Below are 24,517 nucleotides of genomic sequence, written 5' to 3' on the forward strand. Positions count from 1 at the left end.
TTTAAACAAATGAGTACAGCAGAAAAAATCACCGTTAGTGCTACTGTTAATGCGCCTGTAGCTAAAGTATGGGAGGCATGGTCGGAACCCGAACATATAAAAAAATGGAACAGCGCATCTCCCGACTGGCACACTCCCCGCGCAGAGAACGACCTGCGCACCGGCGGTAAATTCTCTTCCCGCATGGAAGCCAAAGACGGCAGTTTTGGATTCGATTTCGGTGGTGTTTATGATGAGGTCAGAGTACATGAATACATCGCATATACTATGGAAGATGGCCGTACGGTAGTGATTGATTTTGCCGGTAATGGTAATACCACTAAAATCGCGGAAACCTTTGACGCAGAAGGCACCAATCCCGCGGAAATGCAACGCGCTGGCTGGCAGGCAATCCTGGATAATTTTAAGAAATATGCAGAATCGCTGAATCAATAATACCGGCAGATGGGCATTTCGCCATATTTACTTCTGCGCAACAACAATAAACCTGTCCTTTCTTACATCGAGGTACGGATTAGTTTGAAAGTAGCTGTTCAGCAGTTGAGTGATATGATTGAAATCGAACTCCTCATAGTTCTCAAATATATACGGCATCGAACGAATATAGAATAACAAAGCCTCTGTATCGTAGAAACGCATAAAACCTGCATCTTCCATTTGTAGCAGTATATGGAAAGGGCTGGAGTTGAGTTCATCTAATACGTAGCTGAGATTGAAATCAAGGTATTCCGTATTGGGTTTTGCCTGTATAACGTCGGCTATGGAGAGGTCGCTTTTGCCATCGACCTGTTGGGTAATGAAGTAGCCACCGGGTTTCAGGATACGGTATATTTCGTCGATGTCGTAGCTTTCGTGCCGGTCGGTTATAAGGTCGAAATAATTATCCGGGAAGGGCAGTTCTTCATCAGTGTATGTTGAAATCAGGGTGCCATTGAAGGTCCGGAGTCGTGCTGCCGCTACTGCTACATTGGGAGCGTATCCCTCTGTTGCATGGATGTGGAGGAGATCTTTATCCGGCAGTAGGCTGAGGAATTCGCCTCCACCGGTACCGAGGTCGAGCAGGGTGCATCCGGGCCTGAGCCGTTGGCATATTTGCATATAATAATTCCAGGGCAGTGGGCTTTCCATCATTCTGCCGGTATTGGTGAGATAGCTGAAATCCCAGCCGGAAGTTTTTTCGGGTTGCATGGTGTAGAAAAATAAATTACCGGCAATATAGGAAGCAATCAGGGATTTCCGTTAGTCAAACATTTGACTGCATATTCTATCTTCATACTTCAATATTACATGTATGACACCAGCTATCCTACCAATCATTTCAGGCGTTACCGCTGTATCCACTGCATTGATTGCGGGCCTGATTTACGCTTATTCCTGTTCTGTAACTCCCGGACTGGGGCGCCTGGCCGACAATGTCTATTTATCTGCCATGCAATCCATTAACAGGGCTATCCTTAACCCGGCATTTTTCGCGTCTTTCATGGGCTCGTTGATCCTGCTGCCACTGGCTACCTGGGCGCATTTCAGCTATTCTGTAACCTGGAGTGGCTGGAGTATGCTGGCTGCCACGGTGATATACGTTGCCGGCGTGTTTGGTGTAACTGTCGCCGGCAACGTACCGTTGAATAATGCGCTGGATAAAGCAGATCTCAGCGCTGCTACAAAAGAAGAGCAGACCCGGTACCGGCTGGCGTTTGAAAAGCCCTGGAACCGCCTGAATACTGTTCGTACAGCGGCTGCCATTGTTGCTTTGGTGCTGGTAATAGCCGGTATCCTCGCCGGCCGCAGTTAGTGTTTATCTTCAGGAGTCAGTACCGCTCTCACTTCCACGTTACCGCCCATTTTAAGAATGGGGTTTTCCATTGCCAGCAGTACGGCTTCGTCTATGCTGGCTGCTTTGACGATCATGTACCCTGCCACAAATTCCTTGATCTCTGTGTAGGGCCCGTCGGTAATGACGTTATTCGGGCGTACGGTTTTGGAGTTAGTGGCAGAAAGACGGTTACCCTTGTCGGCCAGCTTATTCTGTGCCGCAATACCGGCCATCCAGTTCATCCTTTCCTGCATCTGTTCCGGAGAAGGGGCTGCATGTGTGTTGTTGCTGTGTCTGAAAATTAATACGAACTCTTTCATAATAGTAATGTTTTATAGTTTTGAATGAATAACGAGGGAAGAAGAAGAAGGGGGACAGGAAATAGCATCTCTTTTATATTTGCAGTATATAATCTTTATTATGATCGACGAACGACTGGTACTTGGCACAGCAGCATTGGGGGGCGTTTGGGGCAAAATAAACCCGGATCACTCTGTAGCAGCGATCCTTACGGCACTGGAATCGGGAATACCGGCTATTGACACGGCGCCTGCTTATGGCGATGCGGAATTATTCCTGGGAACAGCATTGCGTCAGTGGAAGGGCCAGCGGCCCATTATCAGCTCCAAAACAGGCAGATTACAGACATTTGCAGCGCATGATGGCAAATACGATTTTACGGAAAAGGGAATGCTGACCGGTGTGGAAAACACCCTGCGTACACTGAATATTACCGCCCTTGATATCCTGTTTTTACATGATCCTGAAGTTATCAGGAAAGAAGATGCCGGTAAGATAATGGAAACCCTGATCAGGTGCCGGGAGCAGGGGCTTGCAAAATACCTGGGTACCGGAGGTAACCGTCCTGCATGGATGACTGATTATTTAAACGCCGGCGTCTTCGATGTCATGATGGAGTTCAACCGGCTGAACGCTGCAAACGTAGCAGCAATGCAGGACTCGCTGCCTTTTTGCAGGGATCGGCATATCCGTTATTATGCGGCGAGCCCGCTTAATATGGGGCTGTTGGGTAAAAGTCTCGATGCTTTCAGACAAATGAAGCCGGCATGGCTTCCGGCAGCAGCGCTGGGCACAGCAGGTAAGCTGGAAGAACTTGCTGCCAGTAATGGTATGTTGCTACGAACCCTGGCACACCGCTTTCTCATTTCACTTCCCTATCAGTTTAATATCGTTATTGGCCCCGAAAATAAAACTGAATTAGAGGACAGCCTGACCGATTTTGCTGCAGGCCCTTTACCGGAGCAGGTGCTGGAAGAAGTACTGCTTTGCAGCCAGGGTAAATTGTAATTGCAGGAGACAATTCAGGATGGTATGATATGTCCGGAAGCAGCTTTATTGCCGGCATCTTCATACTGCTTTAAAAACTCCCGGGGAGAAAGTCCTTTGATTTCCCTGAAGTGTTTGTTGAAGTTGGAGATATTATTATACCCACTGTTATAGCAAGCTTCAGACACATTGTGATGCCCTTCCAGCAATAGTTTGGCAGCATGACCGATACGCACTTCCTTCACAAAATCGATCAGTGTACGGTTGGTATTACGTTTGAAAAAACGACAGAATGCTGCGGACGACATGGGAATAAGATCCGCCACGTCCTGTAGCAGGATCTCCTCTCTGAAATGCTGGAAGATATAATCAAATACCTTGTTGATTTTTTTAGCCTCACCGGAATTTTCTACGGCATTGTAATAGGGCGATGATAACACCTGACAGGACTCAGACTGTCCCAATACATCGAGCAGGCGTATCATCAGCGATACCCTCACCAGCCCGGATGAAAACAACATCTGATGTAGTATCATCCTGGCTTCCTGCAACGTACCGTCCGTAAACAATACCCCTTTGGCAGCCCTTTCAAAAAGTTGATGCAAAGGCCTGGCCTCCGGTTTTTCGAGAAAATCTTTCCCCATAAAATCCGGAAAAAAATGTACTACGATGGCCTGCGGCGGCAACAACGGATCTATAGTTTTATAATACTGCCAGCAATGAGGCAGGTAGCTGCCCATCAACACCAGCTCCGGCCCCTCAAAATCATGGATGTGATCTCCTATAAATCGTCTGCCACTGCAGTTCTCCAGCAATGCTATCTCAAAGTTGACATGCGATCTCAATGCAGTATACTTCTTTATTTCAAGTACATCCGATCTGACAGTAAAAGACTGGTCCGGCGGAAATGTAAAATTCTCGTATATATATTGCATTGTACGTATAAGACTTTTAGGCGACCAAGCGGCTCAAATATAGACAAAACTATGCTAAATGGGCCGTCAGAGCCATACCACTCATGTAAAAATAGCATTTATAAAAGTCAAATTAGAGGTGGTGCCCTGGCTGGCTTCGCCCGATCTTTACCTTTGATGGCAAGTGTTATGGAAAACAGCGCACTACACTTACGCCCACATCCATTGTATACCGGGAAACTCGCGCGGTATATACTTTGAATAAACAGGATCAATGAAAAAAATAAGAAAACAACTGGTTGTTGCCACAACAATCATTATGATGCTTTTACTGCATGCCATGTATAATGGCGCAAATGCACAGGAACATATCTACCAGACAAACTATGCAACTTTTAAAATCAATAACGCCGGCTATATCACTTCTATTAAAGATAAACACACTGGAAAAGAATATTGCCCTGCGGGTTTAAGCTCTCCATTGCTAAGCCTTTACAGCCGCAAGACTTATATCCTGCCTGTTAAAGCTGTTTTCAGTGATCCGCTGCATACTATTACGCTTTCTTATACCGACGGCTCCGAGGCTGTTGTGAAAATAAATGAAAAACAACATTATCTCCGACTACAGTTACAATCGGTCAATAACAAAAGCGGCGCTGATAATATCGTCTGGGGACCTTATAAAACCAGCATTTCCAAAACGATCGGTGATATTATTTCGGTAGTACGTGACGATCATTTCGCCATCGGAATGATGGCGTTGAATGATAATACCATCAGTGGTCCTCCTTCCGATGGAGACATGAGTTTTATGTACTACTATATTCACTCTCCCGATCCCGTAAAATACCCGCTGCCTCCACATCTGAAAGAAGGACAAACGTTTAAGATAGGCGGCGATGGTATCAGTGATATTGCTTTTTATTCCCAGCCGGAAGAGTATTTCAGAATGTGTTATGGCGACGGAGCCCGGCTGGAACCGGCTTTCGGCTCTACCATCAGCCTGCACTCGCGCGACCGGCGAAAGGAACAGATGATACGTTTTCCGGTGCTGCCGGATAACCTCGACGGAGGATTCAACTCCGCCCGTTATCAGTTGGTAGCGCCCGTGGATGTGGATTTTAACGGTTCTGCTATTGCATTATATGGATGCCCGGACAACCTCGGTCTGAATACCATTGAAAAGATCGTGCTGAATGAAGGATTACCTCATCCGGAGATAGATGGTATATGGGTGAAAGATCCGCGTGCTTACCGGCCTGATATCGCCTGGTGGGGCGCTCACGACAGCCTCGCGTCTTATGCATCCCAGCTCGGACTTAAGGGAGTACAGGACGAAGGGCTGGGAGAGTATTATCCTAATCCTGCAAACAAATGGGGCCACAAGAAAGTGAATCTGAATAACGCGCCGATGGAAATTCCTGCATGGGGAAAACAAATGCAAACAGCAGGTATTCGTTACGGGCTTCATACCCTTTGCGAATTCCTGCAGCCGGACAATAACAGCGATGTAGCTCCGGTACCGAGTGATAGTCTGGCTATCATGCAACGCACCACTATCACTAACAATATTGGTATAAATGATACCATTATCACTGTGGCCGATACCTGTTACTTCAATGAATTCGGCGGATGGGAAGGCAATCACACCAATGTGTTGAAGATTGGAAAAGAACTGATCGAGTATAATGGTATCACTACCGGTAAACCATATACGTTTTTACATGTGAAGCGTGGATGGCAGGGTACCATGCGTGGCAGCTATCCGGCAGGCACCACCATTGTGAAGCTGCAGCCAAACTGCTATCGCGGCTTTGCGCCTGATATGAAGCTGCAGCCCGTTTATGCAGATTATTATGGAAGATGGCTGACAGATGGCGGCATGGATTATATCGACTTCGATGGCCTGGAAAGCTGTATCTATCAGGGACATGGCCAATACTCATTCAAACAATTCTTCAGAAAATTGTTTAATACCTACAAACAAACAGGCGGGAAATATCTCCGCGTAATGGGCTCCTGTGTGTATGAAGGCAACTGGCATTATATGAGTGTGTGCAATGTTGGCGGAGGAGATCATATGTTTGATCCCGTGCACAATAAATGGGGGATAGAAGGAAAGGACATGCGTTATGTTTTTGAGAGCAACTATTTCCCGGCAACTTTTGGTATCATCAATTATTCAGGCGCGTGGAGCCTGTATGATGCAGAGAATCTCCAGGCGAAGTCCATCGGCTGGAACACCACCTATATGCTGGGGCTCAGTCAACAGACGGTAGAGAAGAGCGGCGAAAAACAGGCTATATTCAAAGCTTACCGTAACTGGCAGGATGCCCGCGCGGCGGGGATATTTACCAAAGCGCAGAAAGAAAAACTGAAAGACCTGCATTACAAATTTCATCTTACAAAAAGTAACAATCGCACGTTTACATTACATACGCTGAAAGAAAGCCGTTTCGCAGATCTGCCGTATCATAACAATGCACAGGCAGTAACAACAGGTATGCTGCCAAATGAAAAACTGCTGGAGCTCACCATCAGGATACAAGCTCCGGAAAAAGCAATGGCAGATGGAATGAGGATCAGGCTGGCAGATGGGAAAGAGATAGTTGTTAAAAATCAGTTGTCTGGCGGACAATTTATTATCTGGAGGAATAATGAATGCTATGTAGCAGATAAGAATAGAAATAAGCTGGAACTACTGCCGGTAAATGGTTTGATAAGCAACAATAACGTGGCATCAGTAACACTGCTTCCGCTGCATGCAGCAACAGAACAGATTAAAATGGAGCTGGTGACAGTAGTAGAGAAATCAACGGAAATTATCAACACCAGGGTTAAGTGATAAACGGATAGATTTATGGCAGCTATCAGGAATGTTATATTTTTTTTATTGGCAGTAATATCGGTTCCGATTATTTCCACAGCGCAATTGCCGCAACAGGAAATCAGCAAACTGCTGAAACCGGTGAATGGATCCATCGTTTTCCTGCAACGACGTTATCATACAACAGATCAGATATCTGAGCAGGTATTACAACCTGTACTTCAGGCGGATACCGGCTTGTGGCGGCTAAGTATAGCCACCTCACCTGTGAAGGATAATAAAAATGCGCTGGATATTACAGCCACCTTCCGGTTAGTGAAGGAACAGGTAAGCGAGGCTACTGTGGCTATTGGGTTCAATTTCAGCGGGTGGAGTGAAGATAATTATCTGCTGGTGCCTGCATCCATATACAACGGAAACCGGTATAGGTCTATTGGCGACGGATATAGTCCATCATACCCGCGTGAAATGTATTATAATCCTGCTGTGCCACTGACGATTTCTAACAATCCGCGCCTGCAGCGGGAGAAGAATAAATCTTCTTTGGTGGAACTGCAAACAGGTAATATGGCCACACCTGCCGTTTGTTTTTTTTCGAAGAAGACAGGGAAAGGTGTTATCGTATTAACCGAACAACAGACGAAATGGGGAAATAGCGGTATCTCCATAAAGGAGGATGCGGGGAAAGAAAATTTATCATTTGATATTTCGGCACCTGCTGTGCGCAAGCTGGCACCTGGTTTCGGGGATTTTCATGTTAGCGGCGACAAAGCTCCTGACTGGAAGCAGGGCGATGAAGTTAAAATACGGTTACGCATATACGTATTCAATGCCGGAAGCATTCCCGATTTACTAACTGCCTTTATGAAAGTGCGGAAGAACGTAGCCTCCCCGCGTGAGCTGAGGAATATGTTGCCAATGAGCCAGCTCCTGGATTGGGACAGGGATATCTGCAGCCGCAACTTTTACAGCGGGTCGATTGGGAGTTACTACCGGCCGGAGAATAGTAACGATTTCCAGCTGGGCTGGGTCAGTGGCATGATCAACACCTATCCGATGCTGGCGTTGAATGATGCTGCCGAACGGAAAAGAGTGATGGACGAGCTGAATTTTGTGGTACATAAACTACAGGGAAAAAGTGGCTATTTTTTTGGTGGAATCAGAACGAATGGTGAGATAGAAGGAGAAAAAATGCATCCTGATTTTCCGAAAGTACAGGCAATGGTGAGGAAGAACGGAGATGCATTATTCTGGTTGATGAAGCATTTACTGCTTTTAAAAGATCAGGGGCATGGGGATCAGGTCAGTAAAGAATGGGAAGCAGCAGCTCAAAAGCTGGCGACCGCCTTTGCAGGAACCTGGCAGCAACATGGGGAGTTCGGACAGTATATAGCCCCGGAAACCGGGGAGATTGCAGTGTTTAATTCTACTGCAGGAGCCGTGGTGCCAGCAGGACTAGCACTGGCGGCCCGATATTTTAACCGGCCCGACTGGTTAAAAACGGCGGCTGAAGCGGCAGCATTTTACTATAAACGGGATGTGGCCGGGCAAGGCTTAACCGGTGGCGACTGCGGCGACATATCGCAGGATGCGAATTCCGAGTCGGCCTTCGGATTACTGGAATCGCTGATGACATTATACAGTAATACCGGTGAACAGAAATGGCTGAAAATGGCGGAAACACAGGCGGCGCTTTGTGCCACATGGACTTTGTCGTATGCGCCCGTTTTCCCGCCGGAGAGTACCATCGGTAAATTGCAGTGTAACATGACAGGAGCAGTTTGGGCAAGTATTCAAAACAAACATGCAGCACCCGGCATTTGTACTTCATCGGGCGATGGTCTCTTCAAACTTTTCCGGGCAACAGGAAACGCGCTGTATGCGGATCTGATCAGGGATATACAACACGCACATGCAGAAGCGGTAAACAGGCCGGGCCACATCACTAATAACCATCTCACCGGCGCTACGATGGAGCGCATCCAGCCAAGTGATGCTGAAGGTAAGGCTGCTGTTGGCAACTTTATTTACACCCGCAACTCCTGGACGGAAACTGCCGGTATGCTGATGGCACTTGAATTACCGGGCATATACATAGCAAAGGATAAAGCAATAGTATATGTATTTGATCATGTTCAGGCGGAGATAGTGAAAAAAGATAAGGGAGCGTTGGTATTGGAAATCAGAAACCCCACCGCTTATGATGCGAGTGTAACAGTAATGGCGGAGAATAGCCGCGAGGCTGCAAAACCATTACAACCCGGTGCTTTCCTGCGGTGGCAGAAAGTAATGGTCAAGGCAGGCGAGCCCATAAGGATTAGTATAAAAAGAAGCATTTAGGTAAACGAGAAATAAGCTATAACGTGAAATCAAGAGGAAAACGAAAGGGGGCTTAGCGCCCCCTTTTTATATTGTTTAAAAGAAGCTCCATCTCGACTTCCATTCTTTCAGTTTTTGTGCTGCTTCCTGGTGGTCTGGCACTTGCTCAAGTATTTCCTTCAGTATCCGTACTGCCTCTTTTTGCTGGCCGTCGTTCTTCAATGCAGTGGCCCGGACGAGGGCAATATTCGCCGTAACCTGATCCCATTTCCAGGTGTTACTGTCGTTTATTTCCAGGCTCTTAGCTGCATAACTGGCAGCAGCTTTATAATCCCCCAGCCCAAGTGCTGCTTCCGCCAGGTAGCCGTAAATATTGAACAGGTCAGAATCTACAGTTTGGGAATCGCCGGCGGTTAGTTGCTGTACCAGCAGCATATCCTGCATGCCCTTTTCGAAGTTACGGGTATGGATATACGCTCTTCCCCGGAAATAGTAGATCCGGGCCTGCGAATATACGGGGATCTCTTCCAGTCCTCCCAGTGATAGCCGGCTGGTGGCGCAACCTATGCAGTGCTCGTATTGTTTGTTCTCGTAATACAGCTGCATCAGATTGAAATATCCGTTGCTGTCGTCCGGATATTGTTCCAGGTGTTTTTCCAACAGTCGTATCCGTTGGGGCAGATCGCCCGGGCTTCCCTGTATCAGTCCACGGGAAGTGGTGATCTCATTCACCTGTTGCTGTGCGGCTTCCTGTTCGTCGGCGGGGAGCTGCGCAATTTCGTCCGACAGTCCGCCGTCGTACACTTCCATGAATTGGTCGTACCAGTAAGCTGCTTTCTCGTGGTTGCTCAGATTACTCATCCACAGATCTATCAGCAGATTGTAGGTGGCGGCCAGTTTCACCGGTTCCAGCATGTTACTGTATTCCAGCAGTGCGGCCCAATCTTCCGCTGCCTGATCGTATTTCCCGGCGTCCCGGCAGGCATAGGCTCTGGAGTCGAGCTGCTCCCAGAAAGGGGACATATTGTAGCCGATGGTATGTATTTCAACCGCTTCTTCATACCGGCCCAGCCGGGAAAGGTTAATGCCGTAGTTGTTGCAGCACATCGCAAAATGATGCGGATGATGGGCCTTGGCAGACCCGCTGTTTTCGAACCAATAAGCTTTATATAGTTTAATGGCGTTGCCGTAGAGATAATCCAGCATTAGTTCCCACTGCTTAGCGGCCTGCTTGCCCTTTACTTCCCATTCGCCGAATGCCACGCCCGCTTCGTACCAGTCGTACGGTGTATCGTGTATCGCAGGTGGATATGTTTCCGGAAATGAGCCGGTAGTCTTATACTTCGCGTAAGCCCAGCGGGCAACAGTCATAGGGTAAGGCCTGATGGCGATTCCTTTTTCTGTATAAGGCAGCGCATCTGCATATTGTCCGGCACGGAAAAGCGCGCGGCCGGTATAATTGCAGTAATACGCTTCATCCGGAAATTGCTGCATCAGTTTTTTTCCAAATGAAACCTGTTGCAGGGTAACATCTGTTTCATCTTCCGCTGTTAATACGATATCCGGGAAAGCAGCTGTAGATGTGCAGTACATAAGCGCCACCTTTGGCGGAACCGGGTTACTGCTATGATACAGTTGTTTGATGGCTTCCAGCAATTCTACAAATTCATCACTGACTTCTTCGAGGGAAGTAGGCAGTATGTCCAGTATAGAGGCCGCCAGATCATAATCGCCGTGATCCAGCGCCAGTTTTGCCACCGGCAGAAACCTCGACTGATAGGGGGAGTGCGAAAAAGACTGGCGATATTGTTCCAGTGCTGCCGGAATATCTCCCGTAACAGTTTCCAGTATCCTTGCCATAGAAAAATAAGTAGCCGACAGTAATTCATTGCGTTGTGGCTGATCGTTGGGATAGAAATTACCGGCTTCGGAGATAATCCGCTGCAGGTCTTCCAGCGCGGCTGCGGGATGCTGCTGCCGGATATAAGCCTGACTGCGCCATTCCAGGTACCTGGTCACCGACACATCTTTCGCCTGGTTAATCAGCGCGGTACAATCACTGATGGTTTGCTCTTCCTGACCTTCTATGTAGTAGCAGTATACACCGATATAAGCTCTGTAAGACAAGGCGCCGTTATGTGCGGGGTCTATAGCAAGTACCTCGCTACACAGTGCATATGCCTCTTTTATCTGCGCTGTGGACTGTTCCTGATCCTCGGTTCTTAATGACAATTCAAACAAGCAACGGGCTTTGATATACAACAAATCCTTGTTTGCCGGTTCCTGCGCCAGGGAGGCATTGGCTGCGTCCAATGCGGCTTCAAACTCCTGGTTTTCGTACAGACTTTCAATTTCTTTCATGTTCATACCGGTTAGTTATAGACGTATGGTGTCCGATCTATCATGCTGTATAGCTGCGCGAGGGGTGGCCTTATTGCCGGAGTTTGGATCGACGCCGGTACGGGCGAGGGTAACAAATACTATGCTGCAACAATGGTTCATCGCCAGATGAATACAGGATGATATAAAGTTTTTACGCGTCTAATATACGTATATCCGGAGATTTGGAAGGCATTATTGCATTTTCCGATATTGATACTTTATCGGATAATGACCACAGCAGCGCTGCCGGCAGGAATATTGATCACGAAGTTACCGTTTGAAGGAGTATAGGACGTGCCCGGTCCGGGTGTGAAATTTCCAGTTGCATCCGGCTGGCTGCCGGCAAACGTTACACCAGACGATGAGGTTAACCCAGGGGCGCTGAGTGGCAGCACCTGTGCCGATTGAGCCTTCATGCCGGGTTGTATGGTAATTGCTATTGATTGCTGCTCCTCCTTATTGATCAATGTAACATATTCAGTGCCGCCATCTTTACAGGCATAAACGCTTGCATTCAGCTGTCCGGTATTTACATCTGCCGGTATCAGGTTACCCACAGCACCGCTGTGGAATGCCAGCAATGCATAATATTCAGGACGTGCTACCGGAACGCCATTGGTCATGGCAATAGGTGTATATGCGCCTCCCTGCCCGCCGTGGAAGTTAACGCCCTGGCAATTATGCCCGGCGGCCGTCCACATAAAATCCAATGTCCATAATGCCGCCGCAAATACATCGCTGACACCTTTTCTGCCGCCGGAGTATACACTGTTACATTCTGAAATCCGGTAGGTAAGCTGATGGGCTTTCGCACTGTTATTCAGCGCATCGAGGTAGCCGGGTAATTTGGTATCAGCAGCCAGTATAGTTTTATACGTGATATTTGAATCACTGGCGGGGCCGGTTCGGTAATAATGTCCATCCAGCAGACTGATATGCTGGCTTTCGGCTGCCGAAAAATTGGCCACCCATTTGGTATTGTAGGCAACATCGGGGCCTGCAAATGCGCAGGATGGGCAAACAGTTTTAACAGCTTTGTAGTACAGTTCCCACTGCAACTGGTAATCGCCGTATTGATAGGTAGCAGGCCGGTGACCGTTGCGGGAGAACAGATCAGGCTCATTGCCACTTTGCCAGTAGGAGATATGGGCGCCGGTTTGGTTATTCAGGTAGTTCACTTCAGCGGCAGCACGATTGATATCAAATACACCCATATTAAGCCCAAAGATCACGGGCCATCCGGTAGCATTGATAAAAGCACTGAGGCGGTTCACATCGGTGGTAGTGAGAGAGTCTTTGCCGGTATTGTTGTTGCGTGGCGCGCCGGTCCACACCAGGTTGTCGCTGCTGTTGCCTCCTATACGCAGATATCCTTTCCCCAGATTTTGTATTAACCGGATTAAAACACTGTTGGACGGAGTAAGAAAATTACTGTCAGTAACAGCTCCGGTTTCGTAGCTGAAGCCGGTAAAGGTGGCGGGTATTGCAGATCCGGGCTGGTCGGGGTGAAGTGTTATGTTCACTGGTGTTCCGGTCAGTGGCGGCGGTACAATAATGGAAGTAGTACTTTTCCTGCAGCTGGCAGATAGCAGCCACAACAGGGGTAGCAACAGGATGTAGGAAAACGCGCTTTTCTGCATGTTTTATTTGTATAGATGGATTGGAATGGGGAGGGTTTAATGGTGTTGATGGAAACTTGCCGAAACACATAACAATTAGATAATGGGGAATTACAGGAGTTAGCTATTAAATATTTTCTTTTTGCATAGAGATCCGATGATCCTTGTCAATATATCAACCACTCGAATTATGAATATAAAAAGAGTCACCTATTTTTTCTTAACTATTATTTTGACTGGTTCCCAGGCCTGGGGCCAGCAGAAGCGTGATACTCACCAACCGGCTACTATCCTTGTTGTTCCGGGGCAAAATCAGTACTGCATTATTGATACTGCCGGGAAATCTGTATTGCCAAGTGGCAGATTTATAACACCTGTCGGTGAAACCATACGCATTACAAATGATCCGTTTGGCATGGCACTTTCCCCGGACGGGAAAAAGATAGTGACGCTGCATGATGACGTGTTCACCATTATAGATGTGCCAACAATGAAGCATACCAGGGTACCTTCTTACGATCGAAGTATTCCATCAACGCTGGCAGATGGATCGTTTCTGGGTGTGGCATTTGCGCCAGATTCAAAGACTATCTATTTAAGCGGTGGAGATAACGGATCTATCATTGTTTATGATATTGAGCATTTTAAACGTATAGATTCTATCTCGCTGAATGGCCCTGTTAATGGCGTTGAGTATGACGACAGCTTTACTTCCGATTTGGTGTATAATGAAAAAGGAAACGAGTTACTGGTGTTAGACAAAGGTAATTTCAGAATGGTGAGGATCGATGCCAGCACTCATAAAATCAAGAGTATGGTAAATGCCGGTCGCCTGCCTTTTGGTATTGCATTAAGTCCTGATAAACAAACAGCCTTTATAGCCAACGTAGGTGCATACGAGTACCCACTCATTAAAGGGCTTACAAAAAAGAATTATGATTCCTTATTGATCCCATATCATCCGTATGGAGATAATACACCGGAGTCTATAAACGGAACCATAATAGATGGTAAAGAAATTCCCGGTGTGGGTAGCCGTCAATCTTCCGAGGCAATGAGCGTGTTCACCATCGACCTGAAAACAAATAAAGTAATAGATAAATTCAAAACAGGCCATCAGATCGGCCATTTCATTGACGATATCGAAGTAGTAGGCGGTGCCAGCCCCAACTCTATTGCCACCGGCAGTCGCTATTCCTATGTCACCAATGCCACTAACGATAACATTTCCATCATTGATTACAAGAAAAGAAAACTCGTTGGCCATATACCCATCACTACAGACAAGCGAATTGATAAATATCGCGGTCTGCTTCCTTTTGGTATTACCCTGAGCAAAGATGAAAAAACACTGTACGTGGCCCTTTTAGGGTTTAATGCGGTAGCTGTAATTGATGTGCCAACCCGTACTACCAAAGGGTTGATCCCAACTGGCTGGGGGCCGGCAAGGGTGTTGCTCAGCAATGATGAGCAGGAGTTGTATGTAAGCAGTTGCCGGGGTTATGGAGCAGGACCAAACGGAGGAAAACATTTCGTGCGCCCTGTGCAGGGTGTTTATATTGGAGATATTCAGTTAGCGACTTTTCAGAAAATAAAAAACCCCTCGCCTGACATCTTGCAGCAATACACCAAACAAGTGATAAGTAATACATTTCAGGAAATACCAGCCAATCTGAAGGAAAAAAATCCACTACCTCCTTATCCTAAAGCCTACGAAAGCCCGATAAAACATATTGTTTACATTACAAAGGAAAACAGGACATATGATGAAGTGTTTGGGCAGCTTAGCCAGGCTAAAGGGGATGCTACTCTTGCGCGTTATGGGGTAGGCGTAAACGTTATAACGAAAACTGATACTATTCTCAATGCGGATATTATGCCGAATCACCATAAATCTGCAAAACAGTTTTCCTTTTCTGATAACTTTTATTGCGATAGTGATGCATCTATCCACGGGCATCACTGGATGATGGGAGTGATACCCAATGAGTGGGTAGAAACTAATTCGAATGCAGGCAAGACAGCTAAATATTTTTCTAAAGCTCCCGGACGCAGGTTTCCTGGAAGCACCGGTAGTATGGATCCTGAAGACTATGCAGAAATTGGCGGACTGTGGGAAGCATTAGACAGGAATAATATTTCCTTCTACAATTTCGGGCAGGGAAATGAAACAGCACACGTCAGGGAAGCCTGGCGCGATACAGCTACAGGAGCTGCACATGGTGTAATGGTTCCTATGCAGAAGGCGTTGTGGCCACGTACCAGCCATGACTATGCTGGCTTTAATACTAATATCCCCGATCAGTTCAGAATGGAACAATTTGAAAGAAATTTTACGGAGAAATGGCTGACCGGCAAAGAGAAGATGCCGCAATTGTTAACAGTGATGATACCCAATGATCATGGTGCCGGGACAAGACCAGAGCATGGTTATCCGTATGTACATTCATATATGGCTGACAACGATCTGGCAGTAGGAAGAATTTTACATTTTCTTAGCCGCACCCCTTATTGGAAAAATATGCTGGTTATTATTACCGAAGATGACCCGCAGGGTGGAGTAGATCATGTGGATGCACATCGCTCTGTACTGATGATGGCAGGCCCTTATGTAAAAAGAAACTACGTATCAAATACCCACGCAAATTTTGGTGCTATTCTCAAAGTAATCTATAACGTACTTGGTATTCCCTATGTAAATCAGTATGATGTTACAGCATCGTTATTGCAGGATTTCTTTACAGAACAACCAGACTATACGCCTTATACACTAACCTTTCCTGATAAGAGAATCTTTGATGCGCAGAAAGCTATGGAGCGTTATGACCGGAGTATTGATTGGCGCAAAATAGAAAAAGGGCCGGAGATGGATAATGAGAGGGAACAAAGAGAAGAACATTATAAGCAAAAATAGTCAGCGATTGCTAAAAACGAAAAAGCGATACAAAATCCGATGATGAATTTTGTATCGCTTTTTGCGGACCGGACGGGACTCGAACCCGCGACCTCCGCCGTGACAGGGCGGCATTCTAACCAACTGAACTACCGATCCTTAATACAGACGCGCTTTTCAGCCAATCCATATCCCCGTTTGGGATTGCAAATGTAGCAACATTATATTCAAACCTCCAAATTTTTTTTCAGAAAATTAAAATTTCGCCCAGGAACAGCCACCAGCAAGTTACCGCAACATTCCGAATATGACGTACAGCCTTCCCCGTTATTGTACAGCTGACCCACTTGCTTTTTTCCGGATATTTTTAATATATTTAAACTATTCTACATATTGTAGATCTGTTTGAAAATTGGCCCGTAAATCAAAGTCCTGATCAATGAACCATACCGGAACCATCAGCCTGATTATACTCCTTGCGAACTTCATCTTTTCCTATAAAGGCTTCGCTAACCGGGCCTTCTTTGAACGGTATTCTTTTGAAATAGAACGGGTATTGGTTTTCCGGGAATACCGCCGATTGATTACTTCAGGTTTCCTCCATGTCAGCTGGAGTCATTTTCTTTTCAATATGATATCCCTGCTGGCATTCTGTTTCCTGCTGGAAAAAGGCCTGGGCAGTATACAATTCTGTAGCATTTACTTCGGCAGCCTGCTCACAGGAAATCTGTTATCGCTGCTGATCCATCGGCACGATAGCGACTACAGCTCTGTAGGAGCTTCAGGAGCCATCTGCGGGGTAATCTTTGCTACCATTGCCATATACCCTGGCATCAGCATCAGTATAATGGGGTTGCTGGCTATACCCGGCTGGCTATATGGTTTGTTCTTTGTACTGATATCTGTATATGGCATCAAATCCCGGCAGGACAATATCGGCCACGATGCACACCTGGGTGGTGCGCTCGCCGGAATGCTGATTGCGCTCTTCTTTGAACCCCACGCTATCTGGCAGAATTTCACCACTATTCTTGCTATCAGCATTCCCTGCCTGTTTTTCATCTACATTATCATTACCCGGCCTTACCTGTTACTGGTTGATAACCTCTTCTACAGGAAACATCACAACTTCGCCAATATAGATCACCGCTATAATTTTGAGCGTGCCAACAAACAGAAAGAATTAGATATGCTCCTGGAAAAAATTCACACTAAAGGAATTAACAGCTTATCTAAAGCAGAACGGGAACGCCTGGAACAATATTCACAGGAGATGAACTGACAACTCGGGTCTTTGTTTATTCCGCCGGAGCCCGCATCCTTTTTTTTCAATTGGCTGATTAATGATAAATTTAAACTACATCAACCAGGGAATTTACTTGCTATGAAAAATTTGTGGCTGATCTTTTTACTGATGGGATGCTGTCAGATCCTGGCCGGGCAAAACACTATCGGCTTGCCCCAGATCATCAATTATAATAAAAGTGACTACCAGGCTGGCACCCAAACATGGGATATTAAGCAGGATAGCCGGGGGATGATGTATTTCGCCAACAACGAAGGGATGCTTACTTACGATGGTAGTCATTGGAAGATATACCCACTGCCTAACCGTACTATTGTACGCGCACTGGCCCTTGATGATCATGATAAGGTATATGCCGGTGGACAGGGAGAACTGGGATTTTTCTCCCCGGACGCTAATGGTAACCTCGTTTATACTTCCCTGAAAACACTGGTGCCTGAAGCCCATAATAAGTTTGCTGATATCTGGAAGATAGAAATATACAAAGAGTCTGTCTTCTTTCAGGCTACCGACAGGATCTTCGAATATCGCAACAACAGCATCAAGGTATATCCCAATGAATGGATGTACATGAAACTCGCCGGGAATAAACTGTATGCACAGGACAAGCAGAATGGCTTGCTACTTTTCCGGAATAACGAATGGGTACCGGTGAATACAGGACTGAAGCTGAATAATATGCTGATTACTGGTATGGCAGAAATCGGGCACGACAGCCTCATGATTAATACCCAAACCAGCGGTGCTTTCCTGTTGAAAGACGGACTGGTAACAGCCCGGCAATCGCCCTTCACCGGCGGTAGTGTGAATACTTCCGCCCGTATTAACGCTGGTGAAATGGTATTGGCTACCTCGGCGGAAGGCTGTATGGTGGTTGATTTCAATGGTAAAGTGGTGCAGAAGATATCACGTGCAGAGGGACTGCAGAATAACGATGTGATTGCATTGTACCTCGACAGGAACAGGAACCTGTGGGCAGGACTCAATAACGGTATCAGCTTTATCGCCTACAACGCCGCGATTAAATATATTACTCCCAGTAAAAGTAATGAGTTGCCTGGCAACTCTACCCGCATTTATAATAACGAATTGTATGTTGCCACCTCTGATGGGGCCTGGTATGTGCCCCTGAGCAGTACTACCGGCGATCTGAGTTTTTGTAAGGGAGAATTCACCCGCGTGAAGAACACCCGCGCGGAAATCTGGAGGATGGATGTGGTGAACAATCAGCTGTTGTTTGGACAACATACCGGCGCTGCCGTTTTAGAAAACCACAGCAGCGTACCATTGTTTTCGGAAACGGGCGCCTGGCTATATAAGCCAATGGCCGCAGTGTTTCCGGCCAGCGAAGTGCTGGTGGGTACTTATACCGGCATCCGTAAGCTGGAATTTGCGCAGCATACATTCCACGATAAAGGCCGGTTGGAAGGAGTGAATGAATCGTTGCGGTTTCTCGAAATCGATAACAACAATGTGATCTGGGCATCTCACCCTTACCGTGGCATATACCGGTTCGAGCTCTCTGCCGACGGCAGCAAACTGAGTTCCCATCTGTATGCCGACAGTGCAGGGCTGCCATCTGCTTTGAGCAACTATGTTTTCAGGGTGAAGAACCGGGTAGTATTTGCCACCAGTAAAGGGATATATGAATTTGATGCTGCCAGCCGCCGTTTCGTTCCTTCCGCTTTTCTTGCACCGGTTTTCGGAAATATGGAGATCCGTTATCTGAATGAAGATGCCGATGGGAATATTTGGTTCTGTAGCGGAAAATCTGCCGGGGTCGTAAATTTCCATCGGCCCTCTGGCAATAAGCCATTTACCATTACCTGGATTCCTGAGCTTACAGGCAAGATATTACTTGGCTTCGAGAACATCTATCCCTATAACAGAGAAAATATTTTCATTGGCTCAGAAAAGGGAACCATTCATCTGAATTATGAAAAATATACCGCCAATAAGCAAACAGTGACGGTATTACTCGGTCAGGTAAAGGCTTTCGGCCGGCCCGACAGCATTATTTTCGGCGGCTACTTCCACCAGCGTAACGCCACAGGATACCTGCAAAGTGCAGAAGAAATTATTTCACTGCCCGATAGTTATAACTCTTTTCATTTTGAATATAGCTCTCCCGCTTACGGCTTGCAGAATACTATTGAGTACAGTTACCAGTTAGAAGGATACGACAGCCGCTGGTCGGCCTGGTCATCCAAATCTGAAAAAGAATATACTAACCTCCCCGCCGGACGGTATACATTCAGAATAAAAGCGCACGATAATCTTGGCCATGAATCAGATGCGGTGGCTTATGCATTTACAGTAAGACCGCCCTGGTATAAAACCATCTGGTCTTATATTCTCTACGTACTGCTCTTCCTCGGAATACTATATCTGCTAAACCGATGGCAGCAGCGGGTATTGCGTATACAACAACGCCGCTTCGAAGAAGAGCAGCAACGCCTGAAATATATTCATCAGCTGGAACTGGAGAAAAATGAAAAGGAAATCATCAAGCTGCAGAATGAAAAACTCGCCAGCGAAATTCATTTCAAAAACAATGAACTCGCTGATGCGTCTATGCATCTGGTAGAACGCGGCGATGCCCTGGGCAAAGTAAAAGAAATACTGGCCTCCATCTACAAAAAAAATGGCAATAATCCGGAAATAAAAAATGCATTGCTCCTGCTTAACGATGCAGAGAAAAACAGCGATAACTGGGACCAGTTTGCCGCGCATTTCGACGAGCTCAATAACAACTTTCTCCGGAAACTGAAAAGCCGGTATCCCGCGTTGACCAATACAGATCTGAAGCTTTGCGCCTATCTGCAGTTGAAGTTATCCACAAAAGAAATCGCTCAGCTGATGGCCATTTCCGTACGGGGCGTAGAAATCAAGCGTTACCGGCTACGCAAGAAACTAAACCTGCCCACAGAGAAATCCATGACCGAATTTTTAAACGAGATTAGTCTTTAGCCATTTTATTTGTATGCTTCGTAATTCGTAATTTCACTGCATGTTGAAATTTTTCATCGCCCTGGTTTGGCTGATAAACGGCTTATATTGTAAATTGTTGAACGGAGTACCGCGGCATGAATTGATAGTAGCGCGTATACTTGGGCCGGAATCGGCGCCATTGTTAACCCGGATCATTGGCTTTCTGGAAATTTTAATGGCGGTATGGATAATATCCGGTATACGATCGCGTTGGTGCGCAGTGCTGCAAATATTGCTGGTGGCTGTTATGAATGTGATCGAATTTATATGGGCGCCGGACCTGTTATTGTTTGGCAGGATTAATATCATTGTGGCAGCGGCGTTTATTAGTCTGATTTATTGGAATGAATACAGGAATTCGTAAAATGAACATATGCTGACCTTTCTGAAAAATCATCCTTTTGCTGTGGAGGCTTTCTTTGAAAGTTCGCTGGTGCTTACCTATGCGCTGCCGGTTGACGTGTTGAGACCATTGGTGCCGCCACAGCTGGAGCCGGATACTTTTATGGACCAGGCTTTCCTGGCAGTGGCAATAGTGCAGACAAGAAACCTGCGACCAAAGGGTTTTCCGGCTTTTATGGGAAATGATTTTGTGTTGACGGGATACCGGATATTTGTTCGTTATACAAACAGCGATGGCCGGCGCCTGAGAGGATTGTACATACTCCGGTCGGAAACAGATAAAAAGAAAATGGCCGTGCTGGGTAATATTTTTACACATTATAATTATCAGACCACAGATATCAGGGTAACGGAAGATGGGAATACGCTGCAGGTGTTATCGAAGCAATCAGATCTGGATATCTCTGTAAATATGGCTAACCCTGATGCAGCATTACCGGCAGGTTCTCCCTTTGCCAGCTGGAAAGAGGCACGGCGTTTCGCAGGCCCCCTGCCGTTTACCTTTACCTGTGATCCCGGATCCCGTAAAGTATTAATCATTGAAGGCGTACGTGAAAACTGGACACCCCATCCGGTAGAAGTGATCGGCAGTAAGGCCGGGTTCCTGAACAGACCGGAGTGGAAGCAGGCAAAGCTGGCAAATGCATTTATCATCCGGAATATTCCTTATTATTGGAAAAAAGGGAAAGTGGACATATGGAAGCAATGAACAGGAAACCATTTCAGGGAATCTGGAATATCATTCGTTTTAACTGGCACTTCTATGTGATAGCGTTGTTGTTGCTGGCAGCAGGTGTCTGTTTCCGGCAGTACTTTCCTGTACTTTTGTTGTTATGGTTGCTGATAGTCAGTTTGCTGTTGTCTTTGACCGTGTCGTGGTACATATACGATGCGTCCGGGCTGTATGATCTGCAATGGCTGGATATTCCGGAAAACGGCGCCCGGTTACTCATGGTGAACATCAACGCAGGGTTCGACGAAACCAGTCATTTACTGGCCGGAAAATACCCGGATGCCAGGTGGAAGGTGTTCGATTTTTATGATCCGGAAAAACATACGGAAGTATCCATCAGGCGGGCCAGAAAAGCTTATGCAGCTTATCCCGGCACGCAGCAGATGCGTACGGATGGAATTCCACTCGATACAGCATCTGCAGATGTGATATTCCTGTTGCTGGCCGCTCATGAGATCCGGGATCACGGGGAACGGTCCGGTTTTTTCACTGAATTAGCCCGCGGGCTGCATGAACAGGGGAAAATAATAGTGCTGGAGCACTTGAGAGATACCCGGAATTTTATCGCATATAATATCGGTTTTCTGCATTTCTTCTCCCGTGAACAATGGCAGCAGACCTTTGAGGCTTCAGGTCTCAGGGTAACAGCAGAACAGAAAATAACCCCTTTTTTATCGGCCTTTATATTACAAAAAAATGGAACTGCATATTAAGATTACAGGATATCTTTTAGTGATATTGTCTTTTGTTCACCTGGTATTTCCCAAGTACTTCAACTGGAAAAAGGAGTTCTCGAAAGTCAGCCTCCTCAGCAGGCAGATCATGTATGTGCATACATTTTTTATTGGCCTGATCGTATTTCTGATGGGCATCTGCTGCATCTATGCCCCCGATGATATATTGCACACAAAGCTGGGGCATATGTTTGCGATAGGACTATTTATTTTCTGGGGTTGCCGCCTGTTGTTTCAGTTTTTTGTATACTCTCCGGAATTATGGAGAGGCAAGCGGATGGAAACAGCCGTGCACATTGTTTTTTCACTGTTGTGGGCCTACTTCAGCGCCGTATTTCTACTGGCTACTAATCGATGATGACAGACTACTGATAATGAGGTCGCTATGATAATGTCATGAAGGTTGACAGTGAGGATAAGAAATTTTTTTCTTTACTTTGATCCGGTAAGCAGTACTTTATGCTCCACGCTAATGAGATCAGAGAATTGCAGCGTCGTATATGCTTATACGATGATGAGGTGGCCTACAGGGATTTATTTATTCATCTGTACAAACCCCTCCTGAAGTTTGCTGTCTCCTTTGTGAAACTACCGGAAGTCGCAGAAGAAGTGGTGTCTGACGTGTTTATCAGCTTCTGGGAGCGCCGGCAGCAGCTGGAGAAAGTGGAGAATCTCCAGGTGTATCTCTATGTAGCCGTAAAAAATACCGCGCTCAAATATCTGCTAAAACAACAAAAACAAGCTTCCATTACCATCGACGATCTGGCGGTAGAGCTGGAAAGTCCTCTCCAGAATCCTGAACAGTTATTGCTGACCGCTGAAATGCTCTCTCGTGTGGAAGCAGCCATCGAAGGCCTGCCACCCCGATGCAAAATAATTTTTAAGTTGATCAGAGAAGATAAACTCCGGTATAAAGAGATTGCGGAAATTCTGAATATTTCCGTTAAAACCATTGATAATCAGCTGGCTGTGGCCATTGCCAGGATCGGAAGAGCGCTGAATATCCAATTGAAAAAAACGCCCCGCTGAACCAGCTTCAAAATTTTTTTTATTTCCCTTTAGTAGATTTTCCCCGGAACAGGTACCTCTAAATAAGCAGCTGTACTAAAAAACGTTATGAACAATAAGCGTATCTGGGAATTGATGGGACGAAAACTTGCCGGCGAAGCCTCTGCGGAAGAACTGCAGGAGCTCGACGCAGCACTGCGTGCCCAGCCCGATTTGCATTTCCCCGCAGAAGCTATTTCAGATATCTGGAAAACCGCTCCCGGTTATACGGACAGGGCTGCAGCTGAAGAAGCCCATCAGCGCCTGATCAGCCGTATGCAGGAGCGCGGCATCAATATAGGATTACCTTCCGAAGAGCAACAGGCAGCTGTTTTTCAGCTGAATGATCCACCCCGCAGAAGAATATGGCCCTGGCTGGCAGCAGCCGTCGTAACCGGTGCTTTGGTACTGGCCGGAGTATGGAAGCGCATGCCGGCAGGCAAGCCACAATCACTCGCCGCACTGAGCGAAGTGAGCACCAGGAATGGTTCCCGTACCTCCATCCGCCTCCCGGATGGATCTCAGGTATGGCTGAATGCAGGAAGTAAACTCATTTACGGAAAAGACTTCGGTAATGGCAGCAGGGAAGTAACCCTCAGCGGAGAAGCCTTTTTTGATGTAGCCAAAAATGCAGGATCACCCTTTATTATCCATACCAACAGAATGGACGTAAAAGTATTGGGAACCAGGTTCAATCTGAAAGCATACCCGGAGGATGAATATACCGAAGCAGCCCTGATACAGGGCAGTATTGAAGCCTCCCTGAACAGCAGACCGGGTGAGAAAATTATATTAAAGCCAACAGAAAAGATACAGGTCACAGAGGAAACCAGTTCCCTGCATCAAACCAGCCCGGGCGCCAACCCGACGATGGCAGTGGGGCATCTGACCTATTACGCAGAAACGGCAGATGCAATTGTAGAAACCTCCTGGATGGACAATAAACTGGTTTTCAGAGACGAAAATTTTGCCAACCTCGCCGAACAAATGGAACGCTGGTATGGCGTCTCTATTAAGTTTGCCGATGAACATAAAAAGACACTTCGTTTTACCGGCGTATTTGCCCAGGAAAACATACAACAAGCCTTGCAGGCATTACAGATGACTGCCGCGTTTAACTTTAGTATCCACGGTACTGAAATTATTATTAACCAGTAATTATTTCCGTTATGAAAAAGGAGATCAAACTCAACTCTTCCTGAACACACTGGTAATAAAAAAGGGAAATGCGCCAACATTTCCCTCAAGAA

The 24,517-nt window shown here is 46.4% G+C and carries 19 protein-coding genes and 1 tRNA gene; 14 read left to right on the plus strand and 6 right to left on the minus strand.

The window, feature by feature from the left end; genetic code table 11:
• The first annotated feature begins 9 nt into the window (after positions 1-9).
• Complete coding sequence (locus tag UNH61_RS02100) at positions 10-435, plus strand: SRPBCC family protein (RefSeq protein ID WP_326990454.1); 426 nt, start codon at positions 10-12, stop codon at positions 433-435.
• Between the two features lie 27 nt (positions 436-462).
• Here the strand turns inward: UNH61_RS02100 and UNH61_RS02105 are convergent, their stop codons facing one another.
• Positions 463-1,188, minus strand: coding sequence for a methyltransferase domain-containing protein (locus UNH61_RS02105; protein WP_326990455.1), 726 nt, complete (start codon positions 1,186-1,188; stop codon positions 463-465).
• A gap of 103 nt (positions 1,189-1,291) precedes the next feature.
• On the opposite strand from UNH61_RS02105, the gene UNH61_RS02110 reads away from it, so the two are divergent.
• Positions 1,292-1,792, plus strand: a complete 501-nt coding sequence (locus tag UNH61_RS02110) for an anthrone oxygenase family protein (RefSeq protein ID WP_326990456.1) — start codon at positions 1,292-1,294, stop codon at positions 1,790-1,792.
• Here the strand turns inward: UNH61_RS02110 and UNH61_RS02115 are convergent.
• Positions 1,789-2,133: a YciI family protein gene (locus UNH61_RS02115; RefSeq protein WP_326990457.1), complete on the minus strand. Its 345-nt coding sequence runs from the start codon at positions 2,131-2,133 to the stop codon at positions 1,789-1,791. The genes UNH61_RS02110 and UNH61_RS02115 overlap by 4 nt on opposite strands.
• 100 nt (positions 2,134-2,233) lie before the next feature.
• Between UNH61_RS02115 and UNH61_RS02120 the strand changes: the two genes are divergently transcribed.
• The gene (locus UNH61_RS02120; RefSeq protein WP_326990458.1) at positions 2,234-3,121 is read left to right on the plus strand and encodes an aldo/keto reductase; all 888 of its coding nucleotides are present in this window, start codon (positions 2,234-2,236) and stop codon (positions 3,119-3,121) included.
• A gap of 14 nt (positions 3,122-3,135) precedes the next feature.
• On the opposite strand, the gene UNH61_RS02125 is transcribed toward UNH61_RS02120, so the two are convergent.
• Positions 3,136-4,035, minus strand: coding sequence for an AraC family transcriptional regulator (locus UNH61_RS02125; protein ID WP_326990459.1), 900 nt, complete (start codon positions 4,033-4,035; stop codon positions 3,136-3,138).
• Between the two features lie 253 nt (positions 4,036-4,288).
• On the opposite strand from UNH61_RS02125, the gene UNH61_RS02130 reads away from it, so the two are divergent.
• Entirely contained in the window at positions 4,289-6,859 is a 2,571-nt protein-coding gene (locus UNH61_RS02130) for a hypothetical protein (RefSeq protein ID WP_326990460.1), read from the plus strand.
• Between the two features lie 15 nt (positions 6,860-6,874).
• The gene (locus UNH61_RS02135; RefSeq protein ID WP_326990461.1) at positions 6,875-9,181 is read left to right on the plus strand and encodes a hypothetical protein; all 2,307 of its coding nucleotides are present in this window, start codon (positions 6,875-6,877) and stop codon (positions 9,179-9,181) included.
• A 75-nt stretch (positions 9,182-9,256) separates the two neighbouring features.
• Here the strand turns inward: UNH61_RS02135 and UNH61_RS02140 are convergent, their stop codons facing one another.
• Both UNH61_RS02140 and UNH61_RS02145 read right to left on the minus strand, forming a co-directional pair.
• The gene (locus tag UNH61_RS02140) at positions 9,257-11,527 is read right to left on the minus strand and encodes a tetratricopeptide repeat protein (RefSeq protein WP_339070651.1); all 2,271 of its coding nucleotides are present in this window, start codon (positions 11,525-11,527) and stop codon (positions 9,257-9,259) included.
• Between the two features lie 233 nt (positions 11,528-11,760).
• Entirely contained in the window at positions 11,761-13,182 is a 1,422-nt protein-coding gene (locus tag UNH61_RS02145) for a hypothetical protein (protein WP_326990463.1), read from the minus strand.
• Positions 13,183-13,351: 169 nt separating this feature from the next.
• Here UNH61_RS02145 and UNH61_RS02150 point away from each other — a divergent pair, with 169 nt between their 5' ends.
• A complete protein-coding gene (locus UNH61_RS02150; RefSeq protein WP_326990464.1) occupies positions 13,352-16,075 on the plus strand; it encodes a bifunctional YncE family protein/alkaline phosphatase family protein in 2,724 nt (907 codons plus the stop codon).
• A gap of 64 nt (positions 16,076-16,139) precedes the next feature.
• On the opposite strand, the gene UNH61_RS02155 is transcribed toward UNH61_RS02150, so the two are convergent.
• Positions 16,140-16,213, minus strand: a tRNA-Asp gene (locus tag UNH61_RS02155).
• A gap of 280 nt (positions 16,214-16,493) precedes the next feature.
• Here UNH61_RS02155 and UNH61_RS02160 point away from each other — a divergent pair.
• The 8 genes from UNH61_RS02160 (at position 16,494) to UNH61_RS02195 (ending at position 24,425) form a co-directional block, all read left to right on the plus strand.
• Positions 16,494-17,336, plus strand: a complete 843-nt coding sequence (locus tag UNH61_RS02160; protein WP_326990465.1) for a rhomboid family intramembrane serine protease — start codon at positions 16,494-16,496, stop codon at positions 17,334-17,336.
• Between the two features lie 102 nt (positions 17,337-17,438).
• A complete protein-coding gene (locus UNH61_RS02165) occupies positions 17,439-20,330 on the plus strand; it encodes a triple tyrosine motif-containing protein (protein ID WP_326990466.1) in 2,892 nt (963 codons plus the stop codon).
• Between the two features lie 40 nt (positions 20,331-20,370).
• Positions 20,371-20,715, plus strand: a complete 345-nt coding sequence (locus tag UNH61_RS02170) for a DoxX-like family protein (protein ID WP_326990467.1) — start codon at positions 20,371-20,373, stop codon at positions 20,713-20,715.
• Positions 20,716-20,724: 9 nt separating this feature from the next.
• Positions 20,725-21,462 (plus strand): DUF2071 domain-containing protein, encoded by a 738-nt coding sequence (locus tag UNH61_RS02175; RefSeq protein ID WP_326990468.1) that lies wholly within the window; start codon positions 20,725-20,727, stop codon positions 21,460-21,462.
• Entirely contained in the window at positions 21,450-22,199 is a 750-nt protein-coding gene (locus tag UNH61_RS02180; RefSeq protein WP_326990469.1) for a methyltransferase, read from the plus strand. The genes UNH61_RS02175 and UNH61_RS02180 overlap by 13 nt, the downstream gene beginning before the upstream one ends.
• A complete protein-coding gene (locus tag UNH61_RS02185) occupies positions 22,183-22,578 on the plus strand; it encodes a hypothetical protein (protein WP_326990470.1) in 396 nt (131 codons plus the stop codon). Before UNH61_RS02180 ends, UNH61_RS02185 begins: the two co-directional genes overlap by 17 nt.
• Positions 22,579-22,679: 101 nt before the next feature.
• Complete coding sequence (locus UNH61_RS02190) at positions 22,680-23,249, plus strand: RNA polymerase sigma-70 factor (RefSeq protein ID WP_326990471.1); 570 nt, start codon at positions 22,680-22,682, stop codon at positions 23,247-23,249.
• 87 nt (positions 23,250-23,336) lie between these two features.
• Positions 23,337-24,425 (plus strand): FecR domain-containing protein, encoded by a 1,089-nt coding sequence (locus UNH61_RS02195; protein ID WP_326990472.1) that lies wholly within the window; start codon positions 23,337-23,339, stop codon positions 24,423-24,425.
• Positions 24,426-24,517 lie beyond the last annotated feature (92 nt).

It is taken from the genome of Chitinophaga sp. 180180018-3 (assembly GCF_037893185.1).
Taxonomy (GTDB): Bacteria; Bacteroidota; Bacteroidia; order Chitinophagales; family Chitinophagaceae; genus Chitinophaga.